This is a genomic window from Frigoribacterium sp. CFBP 8766 (assembly GCF_014841435.1).
In the GTDB taxonomy this organism is placed as follows: domain Bacteria; phylum Actinomycetota; class Actinomycetes; order Actinomycetales; family Microbacteriaceae; genus Frigoribacterium.
Genome location: NZ_JACYTX010000001.1, coordinates 302,195 through 318,753, shown reverse-complemented (window position 1 = coordinate 318,753; position 16,559 = coordinate 302,195). Strand labels below are relative to the sequence as shown.

The following is a 16,559-nucleotide window of genomic DNA, read 5'->3' as shown; positions in this document are numbered from 1 at the left end:
AGGTCGCGGGGGGCGCGTAAGGCGTTGCCCCGAACGGGGGCAGGGGGCGGCGAGGCGGCTTCTCGGATGCATTCGGAAAGTACTTGCTTAACGGGAAAGTACTTCCTAGGGTGGGGAACACATCGACGAGAGGACGAGACCATGACCGACCAGACCAGGCTCCCCACCCCGGACGAGGCCCGCCGACTGCTGGCCGAGGCCGACGCGACCGGGCGCCACGCCACCGCTCGGGCCGGCTGGCCCGGCGTCGCCGTGCTGCTCTCGCTCGGCTCCGTGCTCTCGCTCGGCACGCTCGCCCTCGGGCTCACGACGGGCACGAACTACTTCGTGGCGATGATCGCGCTGCTGATCTGGATCGCGGTCGTGGTGGCGTTCCAGCTCGCGTTCCTCCGGTCGCACCGCATCGGGTTCGGCCGCCGCTGGGGCCTGTACCTCGGGGCGATCTTCGCGATCTACGTCGTGGCGATGGTCGTCGTCGGCTCGTCCCAGGGCGAGGACGTCGTCGGCACCTGCGCGCTGGCCGCCGCGCTGATGGTCGTCTCGGTCGCTGCGGCGACGCACGAGGCTCGGCAGGCGGAGCGATGAGCGGCGACGGTGCGGGGTCGGGCACGGGCGCGGGGTCGGGCTCGGGCACGGGCACGGGCGCGGGCGCGGGCACGGGCACGGGGAGCGTCGCCGGTGCGGGGGGCGACGGCACGTCCCGCGGTCCGCACCCGCGCCTCCGGCTGTCGGAGACGCTGCACCAGCCGGTGCGGTTCTCGATGGCGGCGGCGCTCGCGGCGGCCGACCAGCTCGACTTCAAGGACCTGCGGGACGCCGTCCAGGTGACCGACTCGGCGCTGAGCAAGCAGATCAGCACGCTCGAGGCCGCGGGGTTCGTGAAGGTGTCGAAGGGGTTCGTCGGCAAGCGGCCGCGTACCTCGCTGAAGCTCACGCCGGAGGGGCGCGCCGCCTGGATCGCGCACCTCGCCGTGCTGCGCGAGATCGCCGCGGGCTAGCGCCGCGGCGCGCCGCTCCTCGCGTCGCCTCGCGTCGCCTCGAGTCTCGTCGGGTGCCGCACCTGGCGTCGCGTCGCGCTGAGCGTCGCGCCTCGCCTGGCGCCGCCATCTCCCGCGCCTGCCGCCTGCCGCCTGCCGCCTGCCGCCTGCAAAGCGAGACACATCCTGCCCAGACCGGCCGCGCCTCCTGGGCTCGATGTCCATCGCCCCTCGGATCACTCTCGAACTCGAGAGGGATCCGGTCGCGAGCGAAGGAGGTGCGGCCCGGGCAGCGCGGGACGCCGCAGAACCCGACAGAACGGCCTGAGAATGCGCTGCAGCACCCGGACATCCCGGTATTGCAGCCCCGCCGGTCGGCATTTGGCGACCTGGGCCGAAGGAGGCGCGGGCGGCGCCGCGCAGGACGCTGCAGAACCCGACAGAACGAGCCCGGCTCGCGCTCTCGCACCCGGACATCCCCGTATTGCAGTCCCGCCGGTCGGCATTTGCCGGCGGAGAGACGGGCGAACGGCGGCAGGGGCTACTCGACGAGGGCGTCCTCGTCGGCGCGGTGGATCGTGATCGTGCCGAGCGCCTCGAGCTCGCGGATGGCACGCACGACCTCGGCCCGCGCCTCCTCGACCTGCGACTTGCGGACGGGTCCCATCGACTGCAGCTCGTCGTCGAGCAGCTCGCGGTTGCGCTCCGAGACGTTGCCGCGGATGACCTCGACGACGGCGGCGAGCGCCCCCTTCATCGCGGTCGCGAGCACGGCGGCGTCGATCCCGCGGAGCACCTGCTGGATGTCGCGCGACTCGAGCTTGACGATGTCCTCGAAGGTGAGCATCCGCGAGCGGACCTCCTCGGCGAGCTCGGGGTCGCGCTCGTCGAGGCCGTCGAGCAGGGCGCGCTCGGTGGCGCTGTCGCTGCGGTTGATGATCTCGACGAGGGGCTGGATGCCTCCCACGACCTCGACCTGCTCGCGCGGCGCGACGACGGCACCGGCACGCACCTTGAGCGTGGTCGCGACGATGCCGACGGCCTCGGGCGTCGCGGTGCCCATCGTGGCGATGGCCTGCGCGACGTCGGTGCGGGCGGCGACGTCGAGCCCGGCGAGCACGGCCGAGGCCTGCTGCGGCCGCAGGTGCGCGAGCACGAGGGCGATGGTCTGCGGGAGCTCGCCGTCGAGCAGGGTGATGACCTGGCCGGGGTCGGCCTCGTCGAGGAACTCGAAGCTCTTGCCCATCGCGTTCGAGGCGAGCCGCTCCATGACGCCGGCGGCGCGCTCCGAGCCGAACGACGCCTCCAGCAGGCCGACGGCGACGTCGTGCCCGCCGCGGCGCTGGTAGCGGCCCGAGCGGGTCAGGTCGTGGAACTCGGCGACGGCCGACTCGGCCACGGCGGGGTCGACGCGGCGCAGCTTGACGATCTCGGCCGTGATCTCCTCGGCCTCCTCCTCGCTGAACTGCTTCATGACGACGGCGGCGCGGGCCTGCTCCATCTGCATGAGGATGACCGCGACCTTCTGCGGCCCCGTCAGCGCCGGGCGCGCGGCCGGCGCACCGAACGCGGCGGGCACCCCGAACGCCTGCGTCGGGGTCAGGTCCGCAGCGGACGCGGTCGCGCTCACGACTGTACCCGCTCGTCCATCAGGCCGCGCAGCAGCTCGGCGGTCTTCTCGGGGTCGCGCTCGGCGAGGGCGTCGATCTCGGCGCGGCGGCGCTCGGCCGACACGTACTCGGGCGAGGGCTCGGGCGCCGCGACCGGCAGGGCCACGGTGGCGGCCTCGTCGGCGAGCAGCTGACGGCGGGAGGCGGCGCCCGCGTCGTCGAGGTCGAGCCGCATGGTCGCGTCCCAGGTCTGGGCGGCGTTGCCGGCCGCGAGCTCGCCGAGGTCGACGTCCTCCCGGTCGTGCCGCTTGTTCTTCTTCGCGAAGACGATCAGACCCACGATCAGCGCGATCACGATCAGGGCGACGATGCCGACGGTGCGGATCGTGCCCCACATGGCCTCGGAGGCGGCGGCCGCGTCGGCCGCGGCGAGCGCCGCCTTCGCGGCCTCGGCGCCCTCGGTGTCGAAGTCGACCAGGGCGACCTCGACGGCGTCGCCGCGCGCCGTGTCGATCCCCGCGGCGTTCCGCACGAGGTCGTTGATGCTCTGCATGTTGACGCCGGAGGCCGCGTTCGCGTCGAGGGCGACCGACACGGTCTGCCGGCTGACGCCTCCTGCGGGCACGCTCATCGTCTCGGTGACCTTGTCGACGGCGTTGTTCTTGGTGGCCGACTCGTTGACGTAGCCGTCGTCGCCGGTCGCGGTGCCGGCCGCGTCGGTGCCCGTGCCGGTGCCGGTCGGCACGGCGATGTTGTCGGGGCCGAGCACGCCGGTCGCGCCGGTGCCCCCCGCTCCCCCGGAGCCCGCGCCGTACTGCTCGGTGGTGCTCGACTCGTTGAGGGCGATGGGGCCGCTGGTGGGCTGCGCGAACGACTCGGTGACCTTCGTGCCCGAGCTCTGGTCGAGGTCGGCGGCGACGATCACCGACGACTTGCCGGGGCCGACGACCTTGTCGAGCATCGTCTGCACGGCGGTCTGGACCTTCGACTCGTAGTCGCTGGCCTGGTCGCCGGCGCCGCCGACGGCCCCGGTGCCGACCTGCGAGAGCACGGCGCCGGTCGAGTCGGTGACGGCGACGTCGGTCGTCGCCATGCCCTCGACGGAGGCGCTGGTCAGGTTGACGATCGCCTGCACCTGCTTGCTGGTCAGCGTCACGCCGCCCTGCGTCTCGACGAACACCGACGCGGTCGGGTCCTCCTGCTCGGCCACGAAGACGGACTCCTCGGGGATAGCGAGCTGCACGGTGGCGGTCTTCACGCCGTCCATAGCCGAGATGGTCTTGGCGAGCTCGCCCTCGATGGCGCGCTTGTAGGTGACGTCCTGCTGGAACTCGGACGAGGTGACGCCCATGGTGTCGAGCAGCGAGTAGCCGCCCTGGCCGCCGGTCGAGGGCAGGCCGGCCGCGGCGGCGGTGAGGCGCTCCTGGTAGACGTGCTCCTCGGGCACGAGGATCGTGCCGCCGCCCGCGGTCAGCTCGTAGGGCACCCCGTCGGCCTTGAGCTGCTCGACGATGGCGCTCGCGTCGGCGGGCTCGATGCCGCTGAAGAGCGGCGACCAGCTCGGCTTGGTCAGCCAGCTGACGAGGGCGACCGTGCCGAGCACGAGCGCGGCGATCAGGATGACCGCGATGGTCTTCTGGGCGACGGTGAAGCCGCCCATCGTCGCCCGCATCCGGGCGAGGGAGTTCTGCACTGCGGTCGGCATCAGGCCTGCATCCTCATGATCTCGGTGAAGGCGTCGACGCCCTTGTTGCGGACGGCTGCGACGAGCTCGAGCGTCACCTGGGCACGGGTGGCCGCGATGGTCGCGTCGTGGATGTCGGTGAGGTCGCCGGTGACGGCCTTCACGGCGAGCGTCTTCGACTGGCTCTGCAGCTGCTGCAGGCCCTCGACCGCGCCGACCATGCTCGACCCGAACGCGGCACCGGAGGCGCTGGCCGCGCCGGTCGTCCCGGTGACGGAGGAGGCGCCTCCTGCGTTCCCGACCGCGCCGCCCTGCAGCAGGGCGGACACGTCGGCGAACCCGGTCTGCTGCACTGTCCCGATCGCGGGGACCCCAGCGACCGGCATCAGCCGCGGCCGATCTGGAGAGCGGCCTCGTAGGCGGTCTTGGCACGGTCGACCACGGCGGCGTTCGCCTGGTAGCCGCGCTGGGCCATGATCAGGTCGCCCATCTGGGCCCCCAGGTCGATGTCGGGCATGCGCACGTATCCCTCGGCGTCGGCGAGCGGGTGGTCGGGCAGGTAGGTGACGCGGCCGGCCTCGCTGCCGTAGCGGTCGGCCTTGACGAAGACGCCGCTGGTGCCGGCGCCCTCCTGGACCTCGACGTAGCGGGCCTGGAACGCGGTGTCGTCCATCGACTTGACCGTGTTGACGTTGGCGATGTTGTCGGAGACGGCGTCGAGCCACTTGCGGTGCACGGTCAGGCCGGTGCTCGCGATGCCGATCGCGTCGAAGGCGGTCATCAGTTCGTCCTGAACGCGGCGCGGACGCTGGTCAGCTCGCCGTTCATCGCCTGGGTGGCGAACTGGTAGCGGAGCACGGTGTCGATGTTCGACAGGGTCTCGGTGTCGAGGTTGACGTTGTTGCCGTCGAGTCGCGTCGGCTCGAGCGAGCGCTGCGTCGTGGCCTGCACGCGGCCGGCCCCCTGCACGGCGCCGCCCTGGGCGACGGACCGGCCGAGCGCCTCCTCGAACTGCACGCGCTTGGCCTGGTAGCCGGGCGTGTTCACGTTCGAGATGTTGGCGGCGATGGTCTTCTGGCGCAGCGAGAGGCCGTCCAGGGCGCTCTGCAGCGCCGCCTGGGTCACGGATTCGATCGGCATGGTGCCCGTCCGGGGGTGTGGTGTGGTCTGGGGGCCGATCCGTGGCCGAGGGGTCGAGCGATCCGTGCTCAGGGCGCTCTATCGGCGCGGGCCGGGGGTGCGTAAGGCCGCGCGGGGCACGTGCCCCCGGAGTGGGGGCGCGGTGCGTCCTGGTGTCGAGTTGCCCGAGATGGTCGGCTGGGCGTGGGGCAGGCGACCATCTCGGGCAACTCGACGGCACGGCCGGGCGCAGTGCGACACTGGGGGCGTGCGCGACGACGACGCGTGGCCCGACGGGCTGGACGACGCCCGACGCCTGTTCGGCACCGCCGACGGGGTCGAGCCGGCCACCGCCGACGGCGACGTGGACGACGCCGACCGGGTCCGTCACGTGCTGGGCCGCTCGCTCGGCGGCGTCGTGGGGCTCGTCGTGCTCGGGCTGGTCGCGGCGGTCGTCGTCGTGGTCGTGGTCGTGCCGCTCCTCCTGTGGCCGGTCGGCGCGTGGATCGCGTTCCTGCGGCCGCCGCCCTTCGAGCTGCCGTCGCTCTGGTGGTTCCGGTGACCGTCGCGCGGTCGTCCGTCGCCGTGCTCGCGGTGACGCTGGCCCTCGTCGGGTCCGCCCTGACCGGCTGCACCACCGACCGGGTCGCCCCTCCGGACGCAGGGCCGGACGAGACCAGCGTCTCGATCGAGGCGACAGGTCTCGTGTCGAACGAGCTCGCCGACCATGTCGTGGGCCTCGTCGATCCTCGGTGGGTCACCGAGGTGCACGAGAACGAGGACGGCGACGCCGGCGTGGGCGGTGCGGGCGGCGCCGACCACAGCGAGCGCCAGTGGACCGTCGGGCGCTGGGTCGGCGTGACGGCCGAGGCTCCTCAGCGGGCCCTGACCGACGACCTCGTGGCGGCCCTCGTCGCGGAGGGGTGGGAGCTGCGCACCGACGAGCCGTCCGTGGACGGCGGGCGCCGAGCCGGCCTCGTCGGAGCGGCCGGCGACGCCGAGGGGTACTCGATCACGGTCATCGGCGGACCGGACGACTCACCCCTGCGGTCGGTCGACTTCCAGGTGAACGGCCCCGTCGTCTCCACGACCTGAGGCCGCCGGAGGCGCGGCGGGCTCTCGAGGGGCACCCCGACCGCGTCCGACGACGAGACTGGGCACATGACCAAGACGATCGGCATCTTCCTGTTCGACCAGTACGAGGAGCTCGACGCGATCGGCCCCTGGGAGGTGCTCTCGTACTGGACGAAGGGGCACCCCGCCGACGGCTGGGAGGTGATCACGTTCGGCGACGCACCCGGGCCGGTCACCGCGGCGAAGGGCCTGCGCGTGCTGCCCGACACGACGATCGACGAGCTGCCGCCGCTCGACGTGCTGATCTACCCGGGCGGCAAGGGCACCCGCGCCCACCTCGACGACGAGGAACGGCTCGAGTGGGTGCGGCAGCAGGCCGAGACGGTGCCGCTGATGACGAGCGTCTGCACGGGCGCGCTCGTCTACGCCGCCGCCGGCCTGCTCACCGGACGGGCCGCGACCACGCACTGGGGCTCGACGGTGCTGCTCGGCAGCCTCGACCCGACGATCGACGTGCGCGAGGACGAGCGCTTCGTCGACGACGGCGACGTGGTCACCTCGGCGGGCGTCAGCGCCGGGATCGACATGGCGCTGCACCTCGTCATGCGCCTGGGAGGCGCGGCGCGAGCCAAGCAGGTCCGTCGCGGCATCGAGTACGTCCCCCAGCCGCCCGTCTGACCCGGCCCGCCGGGTGGAGATCGATGTGACGCGTCGGGGGTGTCCGCCCCGCCTCGACACCTCCGACGCGTCACATCGTCCCGCCGAGTCCGCGCGAGGAGGCGCGGGGAGGGTCAGCGGCGCTGGTAGCGGTGCTCGGGCCGGCCGGTCGCGCCGTAGCGCAGCTGCATCGCGAGCTGCCCGTCCGCGCTGAGCTGCGCGAGGTAGCGCTGCGCGGTCGCGCGGCTGACGCCGACCTGGTCGGCCACCTCCGAGGCCGAGACCTCGACGGAGGAGGCGACCACCGCCTCCAGCACGGCCTGCTCCGTCGCCGAGCGCGACCGTGAGGAGGCGCGCGCGTCTCCCGAGTGGAGGATGCGCTGGGCACGCTCCACCGCCTCCTGGTCGGTGCCGCCGTCGAGCACGTGCCGGAACCGCAGCCAGGACCGCAGCCGGTCGACGAGCAGCTCGGCCGCGAACGGCTTGATCAGGTAGGCGAGGGCTCCGCGGCGGAGCGCCGTCCGGATCGTCTCGCCGTCGGACGCCGCGCTGAGCACGAACGTGTCGACGTCCAGCTCGCGGAGCAGGTCGAGCCCTCGGCCGTCGGGCAGGTACAGGTCGAGCAGCACGAGGTCGACGCGCTCGCGGGCGACCACCCGGCGGGCCTCGGCGACGGTGCCGACCGCCGGCAGCGCGCGCAGCTCGGGCTGAGCGTCGACCTGCGCGCGGTGCACCTCGGCCACGAAGAAGTCGTCGTCGACCACGAGCACGGTCAGGGGCGCGGGTGCGGGTGCGGTGCCGGGTGAGGGTGTGGCGGCGTCGGTCACGGGGTGCTCCTCGGGGTCGGGACGGGCGCGGGCTCCCCGGCCGGGTCGGTGCCGGTCGAGGCGGTGCGGGCCGAGGCGGTGCCGGCCGGGTCGGTGCCGGTCGAGGCGGTGCGGGCCGAGGCGGTGCCGGCCGGGTCGGCGCCGGCCAGACCGGTGCCGGCGGAGGCGGTGCCGCCCGGGTCGACCGCGCCGACGAGCCGGGCGCAGAACACGGCGCCGTGCCCGTCGCCGCGCGGCGACGCGAGCCAGACGTCGCCGCCGGCACGGCGAGCGATCTCGCGCGACAGGGGCAGACCGAAGCCGAGGCCGTGCACCTGGCCCGGGTCGGCGACCGGGTCGGCATCGGGGTCGGCGCCCGCGGGCAGCTCGGCCGAGGGCCGCCGGGCGAACAGCCCCTGCTCGTCGTCGACCCCGCGCCCGGAGTCCATCACCGACAGGTGCAGGTCGCGTCCGTCGTCGAGCACCTCGACCTCGACCCAGGCCGGGGAGGCGCCGCTCGCGACCGCGGCGCGCACCGCGTTGTCGACCAGGTTGCCGAGCACGGTCGTCACGTCTCCGGGCTCGACCACGGAGCCCGAGACCAGCGTCTCGGGGCCGAGCTGCAGCAGCACTCCGCGCTCGGCCGCCTCCACCCCCTTCGCCCCGAGGAACGCCTGCAGGTGCGGCTCGGTCAGCCGGTCGGCGTGCTTCACGGGGTAGCGGAGCGGCCCGTGCTCGAGCACGTCGGCGAGGTACCGCTTCGCCTGGTCGACCCGGCCGATCTCGAGCAGCCCGCTGACCGCGTGCAGCCGGTTCGCGAACTCGTGCCGCTGGGCGCGCAGGGCGGTCGTCATCGCGCCCACCGCGTCGAGCCGACGGGTCAGGGCCTCGACGGCGGTGCGGTCGCGCAGCACGGCGACGCGCCCGAGGTCGACCCCCTCGCGCCGCACCGGACGCACGTCGACGAACAGCACGTGCGGCCCGACGACCAGCGTCGTCGACTCGGGCCGGGCGGGGCCGCGGCCGAGCAGGGCGACGAGCGGCTCGGGCAGGTCGAGCTCGTCGAGGAGGCGCCCCACGGCCCCGTCGCCGAGCCCGAGCAGCTGCGCCGCCTGCTCGTTGCACACGCTCACGCGCCCGTCGCGCGCGACCGCGAGCACCCCCTCCCCGACCCCGGCGAGCACGGCCTGCTGGTTCTGGACGAGCGACGCGAGGTCGTCGGGCTGCAGCCCCAGCGTGAGCCGGTCGAGGCGACGCCGGATCAGGACGGACGCGACGACACCGAGCCCGAGGGCCAGCACGGCGACGGCCGCCACCGGCAGGCTGTCGCGGAGCAGCGTGTCGTAGACCCGCGCCGGGGCGTAGCCGACGCTGACCTCGCCGACGACCGCGGACCGGCCGCCGGCTTCGTAGATCGGGACCTTCGCGCGGGCGGAGTCGCCGAGGGTGCCGCGCTCCCACGAGACGGTCTCCTCGCCGCGGAGGGCCGCGTCCGGGCTCGTGCTGACCATCTCGCCGATGCGGTCGGGGTCGGGGTGCGCGAGGCGGACCCCGCGGTCGTCGGTGACGACGACGAACAGGGCCCCGGTGCGCTGCTGGGCCGCGACCGCCGTGCGCTGCAGGTCGCCGCCGGCCAGCGCCTCCTCGTCGAGGGCGGTGCCGTCGACGCTCAGCCGCGCGACCTCGGTGCGGACGTCGACGTCGCTCGCGACGCTCTGCGCCACGGCGAGCGCCGTCGACTCGGCCTCGCGCTCGAGGCGCTGCACGGCGAGGGCGACGAACACGGCGCTGGTGAGCAGGACGATCGCGGTCACCACCGCGAGCTGCAGCAGGAGCACCTGCGTCGCGAAGCGGGTGCGCCGGCGAGGCCGCGGCGCGGGTGCGGTCGCCGCGTGCGCGTGCACCTGGCGTGCGGTCGCCGCGGGCGCGTGCGTCGCGGCGGGCGCCGCCCGTGAGCTGTCGTCGGTCACGTCCGCCAGCGTAGGCGGCGGCGAAGGAGGTGCGTGAGCAGAACGCGCAGAACGCGACCAACGTGCGGAACGGCCCCAACGCGCAGAAGCAGGACGCGCCTCCTCGTGCCCGGCTAGCGTGCCCGGACGCGCCACCGCGCCCGACGGACGAAGGAGTCCTGATGCTCGTTGTACTCGGCTATCTGATGGTCCTCACCTTCATGGTGCTGATCATGACCAAGCGGCTCTCGCCGATGCTCGCCCTGATCATGGTCCCGACGATCTTCGGCCTCTTCGCCGGCGCGGGGCTCGGCATCGGCGACATGGTGATCGAGGCGATCGGCGACCTGGCCCCCACGGCCGCGCTGCTCATGTTCGCGATCATGTACTTCGGCCTGATGATCGACGTCGGGCTGTTCGACCCGCTGGTGCGGCTGATCCTGCGGGTGACCGGCAACGACCCGGCGAAGGTCGTGCTCGGCACGGCGCTGCTCGCCGGCGCGGTCTCGCTCGACGGCGACGGCTCGACGACGTTCATCGTGACGACGGCGGCCATGCTGCCCATCTACCTCAAGCTCGGCATGAGCCCGGTGGTGCTGACCTGCGTCGCCGGCCTCGCGAACGGGACGCTGAACATCGTGCCGTGGGGCGGCCCCACCGTGCGCGCCGCCGCCGCCCTCGGCGTGCAGCCGAGCGAGATCTTCGTGCCGCTCGTGCCGTCGCTGATCGCGGGCCTCGTGCTCGTGTTCGTGTTCTCGTGGCTGCTGGGGCTGAGCGAGCGTCGTCGCCTCGGGACGCTCGAGCTGGGCGGGTCGAAGCTGGCCGCCGCGGCGTCGGCGATGTCGCCGCTCTCGCAGGAGCTCGCGAGCGCCTCGCGGGGCGGCGGCCCCGGCACGCCCGGTGTCGGCGTCTCGATGTTCACCAGCCCGACCGTCGCCCTCGGCGTGCGCGGCGGGCGGGCCGACGGCTCGCGGGCGGACGGGCCGGGCGAGCGCGCGGTCGACAACCCCGGCGGTGCCGGCGGCAGCGCGAACGGCTCCCTCGGCGGCGGCGTCACGATGGCCGACACGATGCTCGACCCCGACCGCCCCACGCTGCGGCCCCGGATGATCTGGTTCAACCTCGTCCTCACCGTCGCCGTGATGGTGCTGCTCGTCGCCGACCTGTTCCCGCTCGCCTACGTGTTCATGGTCGGGACGGCGGTCGCGCTGCTCGTGAACTTCCCCCGCGTGAAGGAGCAGTCGGCCGAGATCGTCGCCCACGCCCCGAGCATCGTCGGCGTCGTGTCGATGGTCTTCGCGGCCGGCGTGCTGATCGGCGTGCTCAACGGCACCGGCATGGTCGACGCGATGGCCCAGTGGCTGGTCGACGTGATCCCCACCTCGATGGGGCCGTACCTGGCCGTCATCACGGGGGTGCTGAGCCTTCCGCTCACGTTCTTCATGAGCAACGACGCCTTCTACTTCGGCATCCTGCCGGTGCTCGCGCAGAGCGGCGCCGCGTTCGGCATCGACCCCGTCGAGATGGCCCGCGCGTCGGTCGTCGGACAGCCCGTGCACCTGCAGAGCCCGCTCGTGCCCGCGATCCTGCTGCTCGTCAGCCTCGCGAACGTCAACCTCGGCGACCACCACAAGAAGGTGCTCTGGCGAGCGGCGATCGTGTCGCTGGTGATGCTCGCCGTGGCGATCGTCGTCGGCGTCATCCCCTGGGGCTGAGGAGGCGCCTCCTGGGCTGGTTCTCGCCCGTGATCTGCGCGTGATGCGTCGTCGCTGGGCCCTGGACCCCACGAGGTTCGGCTGCGGCAGCGCGGATGACTCGCGTCTTGGGACGTCCGGGCGTGGTCAGCCGGTGGCGTCGAGGTAGACGGGGCGCTCGGGCTCGTGCGAGGACTCGACGCTGCGGACGGCCCCGAGGTGCGCGAGCACGGCCTTGCGGGCGGCGTCGAGCCGGGCGAGGGCCCCGCGCTGCACGCCGGCGACGGCGGAGGCCCGGTCGGCGAGCTCCGCGGGCAGCGGGCCGAGGCCGGCCGGCGGCGTCCAGGTGCCGAGCGCACCGAGACCGGCACCGGACACGCCGGCGCCGTCGGCGGTGAGCTGCGGGTCGCGCCCGGCGACCGCCTCGAGCTCGTCGAGGGCGGCGAGCCAGGCGGCGTGCGTGCGGTCGGTCCTAGGCGACACCGAGCTCGCCCCCGAGAGAGGTCGAGGAGGCGTTGGTCGCCCCGTAGCCGGAGGTCGCGGCCCCGAAGGCGGCGACGCCCACGGGCAACGGGGAGCCGGCGCCGGGCTGCGACGCGGTCGGCGACGCAGGCGCCGCTGAGGGGAAGGCCGACGCCGCGAACGCGGGAGCGGCGGTGGCCGGAGCAGCGGCCGGTGCCGCGGCGCCGGCACCAGCCGACGTCGGCGCACCGGCACCGCCGGCCACCCCGCCGCCGAGCGACGTCGCCGCCTCGTGCCACGCCTGGCGGAGCGGCTCGAGCAGCCCGGTGACCTCGCGGGTCAGGGCCACGTCGCGATGCACGTTCGCGTTGACGAGCGCCGTCGAGGTGTAGCCGTAGAGGGCCAGCAGGCCCTCGCCGCCGTCCCACACGTCGACCCGCAGCGACGAGCTGAGCTCGGCGATGATCGCCTGGGCGTGCAGCAGCTGCTCGGACGCGGTCGCCCACTCCTGGCCGACCTGGGCCTTCTCGGCGCGGGCGAGGTCGAGCAGCAGGCGGTCGTAGAGCATGGTGACGAGCTGCACGGGCGTCGCCGAGAGGACCGCCTGCTCGGCGTACTCGCTCCGCTGGCGCTGCACGACGGCGGTGGGCTGGGAGGCGGCGGCGAACGCCGCGAAGGAGGTGGCGTCCATCAGCTGCTCTTGTTCAGGCTCGAGATCTGGCTGGTCAGCCAGCTCTGCTGCGCGGTGAGCGAGCTGAGCGCGACCTCGAGGGCGGTGTAGGTCTTCTGGAGCTGGGTGCGGCGCGACGAGAGGCGGTCGTCCCAGTTGGCGATCTGGGCGGTGAGGTCCTTCACGACCGACTGCTGGCCGGTGATGATCTTCGTCAGCGTGCCGTCGCGCTTGTCGGACGAGCTCGTCGCCGCGGACTCGACCCGGCCGGCGAGCTCGGAGAGGGTCGCCTGCACCTTCACGGGGTCGGCCGCGAGCGCCGCCGAGAACTTCGCCTCGTCGAACTCGAACGCCCCGGTCTTCGTGATCGAGATGCCGATGCTCGAGGGCGAGACGCCGCCGATCGGCGACGACATCGCGGTGGTCATCTTCTGCACGACGTCGCGGGTCGTCGAGCTGCCGGTGAAGGTGCCCGACGTGACCGTCACGGCTCCGGAGGCGCTGGTCGAGGTCGACGTCGCGCTCTTCGACGCGATGAGCGAGAGGATCCCGTTCAGCCCCGACACGAGGTCGGAGGCGACCTTCGACGAGGCGGCGCCGTCGCGGGCGACGGTGAGCGTGACGGGCTCGGTGCTCGGCGCCGTCACCGTGACGGAGACGCCGGGCAGCAGGTCGGCGAAGGTGTTCGTCGCGCTCGTCACGACCTGCTCGGCGGCGGTGCCCGCCCAGAGGGTGACGGAGGCGTCGCGCGCCTGCTTGACGACGGCCGCGCCGGGGGCGGCGAGCAGGTCGGGGGCGGTGCCGTCGGCGACCTCGGCGGCCGTGCCCTGGTGCACCGTGAAGCCGCCCGCCGCACCCGTCGTCGCCGAGGTGAGCTGCAGGCGGTACGTGACGGCGCCGTCGGCGTCCTTGCCGGACGCGACCTTGACGGCCTTGACGCCCGCCTCCGACGAGTTGACGGCGCGCACGAGGTCGTCGAGCGACGAGGAGGCGCTGGTCACCTCCACCGCCTTGCCGGCGGCCGACGTGAACGTCAGCGTCGCGGGCGACGTGGGCCAGGCGGTCATCGCGGCGGTGACGCCGCTCTTCGCCTGCGCCGTGGCGCCGACGGTGAAGTCGATCGAGCCGGGCAGCGCGGCCGCGGTCGTCGTGGCAGTGACGTCCTTCGAGCTGCTGCTCGCGGTGAACGCGGCGAGCGAGTCGGCCTTCGCCGTCGTCTTCGCCAGGGTCGCCAGCTCGGCGACCTTCGTGTTGAGGCCCTGGAGTGCGGTGACCAGCGCCTGGTTCGCGGTCGCCTTGTTCTTCAGGATCGTCTGGGGCACCGCCTCCGCCGCCATCAGGCCGTTGATCAGCGTGGTGGTGTCGAGCCCGGAGACGAGGCCGTCGATGCCGAACGAGGCCATCGGGTGCTCCTTCGGGGGCGGGGGCGGGGAGGTGCGGAGGAGACCGCGGGATGCAGGGAGTCGGTGGGGTGGTGCGGTGGTGCCGTGCTGCGGGTGGTGCGGTGCTGCAGGAGGTGCGGGCGAGGTCGTCGACGACGCTCGGGATGACCGAGGGCCGGGACGCAGAGGATCAGCTGCTGCGTCCCGACCACCGGTCGTGAACCGTTGGCTCCCGGGGGAGCCGAGCTCAGGTGGTGTCAGGCCCCCGCTGGGATCGGGAGCCGGTCATCCGCCGGTCGGTGACGACTAGCGGAGGAGCGACAGCACGCCCTGGGTGCTCTGGTTCGCCTGTGCGAGCATCGCCTGGCCGGCCTGGCTGAGGACGTTGGATCGCGTGTACTTGACCATCTCCTCCGCCATGTCGACGTCGCGGATGCGCGAGTTCGCCGCCGTGAGGTTCTCCTTCGCGACGTTGGTCGACGCGATGGAGTGCTCGAAGCGGTTCTGCACGGCACCGAGCTCGGAACGGACCGACGACACTGCCGTGATCTGCTTGTCGAGCTCGACGATCGCCAGCTGCGCGTTGTCAGCCGTGTCGAAGAGGAGGTCTCCGACGGTGTCGGCAACAGCGGAGATGTCGGCCTTCGACAGGTCGACCGAGATCTGGTCCGCACCGGGCGTGCCGCCCGCGCCGACCTGGAACTTCATGACGCCGTCCTTGGCGGCACCGGCGCTCTTGTCGAGCAGGTTGATGCCGTTGAAGTTGGTCGACGCCGAGATGCGGGTCAGCTCGGAGGTGAGCGCCGTGACCTCGGTGCCGATCGCCTTGCGGGCGTCGGCGTTGTTCGAGTCGTTGCCGGCCTGGACGGCGAGGTCGCGGACGCGCTGGAGGATCGAGTGGACCTCGGTGAGGCCACCCTCAGCGGTCTGGACGACGGAGATGCCGTCCTGGGCGTTGCGCGCGGCCACCGTCAGTCCGCCGACCTGCGAGCGCAGGCCCTCGGAGATCGAGAGGCCGGCCGCGTCGTCAGCGGCACGGTTGATGCGGAGGCCCGACGAGAGCTTCTCCAGGCTCTTCGACAGGTCGTTCTGCGTGGCGTTCAGGTTGCGGTAGGTGTTGTTCGCCGCGAGGTTGGTGTTGATCTGCATGCCCATGGTGTTTCCTCTTCCGTGACTGGGTGGTGTTCGTCAGCCCGTCCGTGGGCTGACACCGGCTACTCTCGGCCGGTCGCCGGCACTCGTTAGCCGAGTGCCGAAGTTTTTCTGGAGACCGTCGCGCGGGGCGACGGGTTGCCGTCAGACGGCGGCGCTGAAGCCCTCGACGGCCGGCTCGCGCACGGCACGGGCGATGCCCACCGCGGCGTTCGTGGCGACCTTCGAGAGGTAGGCGCTGCGGCGCGCGGGCGCCGTCTTCGAGACGGGCACGAACTCGGCCTGCTCGTCGTCCGCGTAGTGGGCCGCGAGCGCGTCCCTCAGCAGGCGGACCGCCTCCGTGCGCTGCTGCGACACCGCGCTGTGGGTGATGCCGAGCTCGGCGGCGACCTCGGTGACCGTGCGGTCGCCGAAGTAGACGGCCTCGACGATGAGGCGCATGCGCTCGGGGAGGGCGTCGACCGCGGCGCGCACGTAGCGGCTGCGCTCGCTGGCGAGGAGGTGGTCGCCGGGCATCGGCACGTCGGCCGCGAGGTGGTCGGCGACCGTGTCGTCGAGGGTCGAGACGGTGCGGGCCGCGTCGGCGAGGGCGCTCGACGCGGTCTGCCGGTCGACGCCGAGGGCGCCGGCGATCTCGTCGACCGAGGGGGCGCGTCCCAGGGAGGCGGTCAGCGCCTCCTGCGTGGACAGCGTCTCCTTGATGCGCTTGCGGGTGCCGCGGCTTGCCCAGTCGCCGGAGCGCATGTCGTCGGCGAAGGCGCCGACGATGCGCGTGCGCGCGTAGGCGCCGAACGGGATGCCGAGCGTCGGGTCGAACGCGTCCGCGGCCTGGACGAGGGCGACGGCGCCGACGCTCGCGAGGTCGTCGCGCGACAGGTGGGTGGCGCGGGCGCACACCTCGCTGACGAGGTAGCCCACCAGCGGCAGGTTCTCGACGACCATGGCGTTGCGTTCGGTGCGGTTCATCCGGTGCTCCCAGCAGGACGGGGCCTGCGTCGGGCAGGCCGGTGTTCGTTTCCGGGCGCGGCGAACAGCCCTCTGATCAGGGCTCGTTCGTCGGTCCGCTCGTTCGGTCGCGGGCAGGCGAGGTGGTGCAGGGCTCGGACTCCGTGGACGTCGGGCCAGGGACTTCGGGTCTCCCGGCCCGGCGGATCTCCTCCGCCGTGCAAGAGCAAACCTATCGACGGGCCGAGGGCCGTATAAGGGGTGCGCTGTCCCCAGTGAGGGGGCGCGCACGGCGCGCCTTCGGGGGGTGCCGGGCGGCGGTGGCCCCCGGGCTGGGGCGGCGGTGCCGTAGCGGCGGAGGCGCGTCAGGCGATAAGG

General features: G+C 73.4%; 18 protein-coding genes. 6 read left to right on the top strand and 12 right to left on the bottom strand.

All coding sequences use genetic code 11. The features are described from left to right. The first annotated feature begins 141 nt into the window (after positions 1–141). Positions 142–585 carry a hypothetical protein gene (locus IFT90_RS01495; RefSeq protein ID WP_192040694.1) on the top strand — a complete coding sequence of 148 codons (444 nt, stop codon included), beginning with the start codon at positions 142–144 and terminating at the stop codon, positions 583–585. After that, positions 582–998 (top strand): transcriptional regulator, encoded by a 417-nt coding sequence (locus IFT90_RS01490; RefSeq protein ID WP_192040693.1) that lies wholly within the window; start codon positions 582–584, stop codon positions 996–998. The genes IFT90_RS01495 and IFT90_RS01490 overlap by 4 nt, the downstream gene beginning before the upstream one ends. 520 nt (positions 999–1,518) lie before the next feature. Here the strand turns inward: IFT90_RS01490 and fliG are convergent. From fliG to flgB, 5 genes are read right to left on the bottom strand one after another with little or no spacing between them, the layout of a single operon-like run. After that, complete coding sequence (gene fliG, locus IFT90_RS01485; RefSeq protein WP_371741045.1) at positions 1,519–2,556, bottom strand: flagellar motor switch protein FliG; 1,038 nt, start codon at positions 2,554–2,556, stop codon at positions 1,519–1,521. A 47-nt stretch (positions 2,557–2,603) separates the two neighbouring features. Beyond that, positions 2,604–4,292 carry a flagellar basal-body MS-ring/collar protein FliF gene (gene fliF, locus IFT90_RS01480; protein ID WP_192040691.1) on the bottom strand — a complete coding sequence of 563 codons (1,689 nt, stop codon included), beginning with the start codon at positions 4,290–4,292 and terminating at the stop codon, positions 2,604–2,606. Beyond that, positions 4,292–4,624 (bottom strand): flagellar hook-basal body complex protein FliE, encoded by a 333-nt coding sequence (gene fliE / locus IFT90_RS01475; RefSeq protein ID WP_371741021.1) that lies wholly within the window; start codon positions 4,622–4,624, stop codon positions 4,292–4,294. The genes fliF and fliE overlap by 1 nt, the downstream gene beginning before the upstream one ends. 32 nt (positions 4,625–4,656) lie before the next feature. Next, the gene (locus IFT90_RS01470) at positions 4,657–5,052 is read right to left on the bottom strand and encodes a flagellar basal body rod protein FlgC (RefSeq protein ID WP_043596823.1); all 396 of its coding nucleotides are present in this window, start codon (positions 5,050–5,052) and stop codon (positions 4,657–4,659) included. Next, entirely contained in the window at positions 5,052–5,411 is a 360-nt protein-coding gene (gene flgB, locus IFT90_RS01465) for a flagellar basal body rod protein FlgB (protein ID WP_192040689.1), read from the bottom strand. The genes IFT90_RS01470 and flgB overlap by 1 nt, the downstream gene beginning before the upstream one ends. 247 nt (positions 5,412–5,658) lie before the next feature. Between flgB and IFT90_RS01460 the strand changes: the two genes are divergently transcribed. The 3 genes from IFT90_RS01460 to IFT90_RS01450 all read left to right on the top strand — a co-directional run bounded on the left by IFT90_RS01460 (position 5,659) and on the right by IFT90_RS01450 (position 7,142). Beyond that, on the top strand, positions 5,659–5,952 hold the full coding sequence (locus IFT90_RS01460; protein ID WP_192040688.1) for a hypothetical protein: 294 nt from the start codon (positions 5,659–5,661) through the stop codon (positions 5,950–5,952). Then, a complete protein-coding gene (locus IFT90_RS01455; protein ID WP_192040687.1) occupies positions 5,949–6,485 on the top strand; it encodes a hypothetical protein in 537 nt (178 codons plus the stop codon). The genes IFT90_RS01460 and IFT90_RS01455 overlap by 4 nt, the downstream gene beginning before the upstream one ends. Before the next feature lie 66 nt (positions 6,486–6,551). Further along, complete coding sequence (locus IFT90_RS01450; protein WP_192040686.1) at positions 6,552–7,142, top strand: DJ-1/PfpI family protein; 591 nt, start codon at positions 6,552–6,554, stop codon at positions 7,140–7,142. 113 nt (positions 7,143–7,255) lie between these two features. Here IFT90_RS01450 and IFT90_RS01445 read toward each other — a convergent pair whose 3' ends face one another. Together IFT90_RS01445 and IFT90_RS01440 are read right to left on the bottom strand one after the other, a co-directional pair. Then, positions 7,256–7,948 (bottom strand): response regulator, encoded by a 693-nt coding sequence (locus tag IFT90_RS01445; RefSeq protein WP_371741022.1) that lies wholly within the window; start codon positions 7,946–7,948, stop codon positions 7,256–7,258. Then, positions 7,945–9,897: an ATP-binding protein gene (locus IFT90_RS01440; RefSeq protein ID WP_371812048.1), complete on the bottom strand. Its 1,953-nt coding sequence runs from the start codon at positions 9,895–9,897 to the stop codon at positions 7,945–7,947. Before IFT90_RS01440 ends, IFT90_RS01445 begins: the two co-directional genes overlap by 4 nt. Positions 9,898–10,058: 161 nt before the next feature. On the opposite strand from IFT90_RS01440, the gene IFT90_RS01435 reads away from it, so the two are divergent. Continuing rightward, positions 10,059–11,591, top strand: a complete 1,533-nt coding sequence (locus tag IFT90_RS01435) for a CitMHS family transporter (protein ID WP_192040685.1) — start codon at positions 10,059–10,061, stop codon at positions 11,589–11,591. Positions 11,592–11,717: 126 nt separating this feature from the next. Here IFT90_RS01435 and IFT90_RS01430 read toward each other — a convergent pair whose 3' ends face one another. The 5 genes from IFT90_RS01430 to IFT90_RS01410 all read right to left on the bottom strand — a co-directional run bounded on the left by IFT90_RS01430 (position 11,718) and on the right by IFT90_RS01410 (position 16,202). Continuing rightward, entirely contained in the window at positions 11,718–12,053 is a 336-nt protein-coding gene (locus IFT90_RS01430) for a hypothetical protein (protein ID WP_192040684.1), read from the bottom strand. Next, entirely contained in the window at positions 12,043–12,723 is a 681-nt protein-coding gene (gene fliS, locus IFT90_RS01425; RefSeq protein WP_192040683.1) for a flagellar export chaperone FliS, read from the bottom strand. Before fliS ends, IFT90_RS01430 begins: the two co-directional genes overlap by 11 nt. Continuing rightward, positions 12,723–14,105: a flagellar filament capping protein FliD gene (gene fliD, locus IFT90_RS01420; protein ID WP_192040682.1), complete on the bottom strand. Its 1,383-nt coding sequence runs from the start codon at positions 14,103–14,105 to the stop codon at positions 12,723–12,725. The genes fliS and fliD overlap by 1 nt, the downstream gene beginning before the upstream one ends. A gap of 285 nt (positions 14,106–14,390) precedes the next feature. After that, positions 14,391–15,239: a flagellin gene (locus tag IFT90_RS01415; RefSeq protein ID WP_305798559.1), complete on the bottom strand. Its 849-nt coding sequence runs from the start codon at positions 15,237–15,239 to the stop codon at positions 14,391–14,393. 141 nt (positions 15,240–15,380) lie between these two features. Continuing rightward, entirely contained in the window at positions 15,381–16,202 is an 822-nt protein-coding gene (locus tag IFT90_RS01410) for a sigma-70 family RNA polymerase sigma factor (protein ID WP_192040681.1), read from the bottom strand. Positions 16,203–16,559 lie beyond the last annotated feature (357 nt).

What these genes read in the sequence shown, in the direction of transcription:
- IFT90_RS01495 (WP_192040694.1), top strand. Translation starts at nt 142, where the DNA reads ATGACCGACCAGACCAGGCTCCCCACCCCGGACGAGGCCCGCCGACTG.
- IFT90_RS01490 (WP_192040693.1), top strand. Translation starts at nt 582, where the DNA reads ATGAGCGGCGACGGTGCGGGGTCGGGCACGGGCGCGGGGTCGGGCTCG.
- fliF (WP_192040691.1), bottom strand. Translation starts at nt 4,292, where the DNA reads ATGCCGACCGCAGTGCAGAACTCCCTCGCCCGGATGCGGGCGACGATG.
- IFT90_RS01470 (WP_043596823.1), bottom strand. Translation starts at nt 5,052, where the DNA reads ATGACCGCCTTCGACGCGATCGGCATCGCGAGCACCGGCCTGACCGTG.
- flgB (WP_192040689.1), bottom strand. Translation starts at nt 5,411, where the DNA reads ATGCCGATCGAATCCGTGACCCAGGCGGCGCTGCAGAGCGCCCTGGAC.
- IFT90_RS01450 (WP_192040686.1), top strand. Translation starts at nt 6,552, where the DNA reads ATGACCAAGACGATCGGCATCTTCCTGTTCGACCAGTACGAGGAGCTC.
- IFT90_RS01435 (WP_192040685.1), top strand. Translation starts at nt 10,059, where the DNA reads ATGCTCGTTGTACTCGGCTATCTGATGGTCCTCACCTTCATGGTGCTG.
- fliS (WP_192040683.1), bottom strand. Translation starts at nt 12,723, where the DNA reads ATGGACGCCACCTCCTTCGCGGCGTTCGCCGCCGCCTCCCAGCCCACC.
- fliD (WP_192040682.1), bottom strand. Translation starts at nt 14,105, where the DNA reads ATGGCCTCGTTCGGCATCGACGGCCTCGTCTCCGGGCTCGACACCACC.
- IFT90_RS01415 (WP_305798559.1), bottom strand. Translation starts at nt 15,239, where the DNA reads ATGGGCATGCAGATCAACACCAACCTCGCGGCGAACAACACCTACCGC.
- IFT90_RS01410 (WP_192040681.1), bottom strand. Translation starts at nt 16,202, where the DNA reads ATGAACCGCACCGAACGCAACGCCATGGTCGTCGAGAACCTGCCGCTG.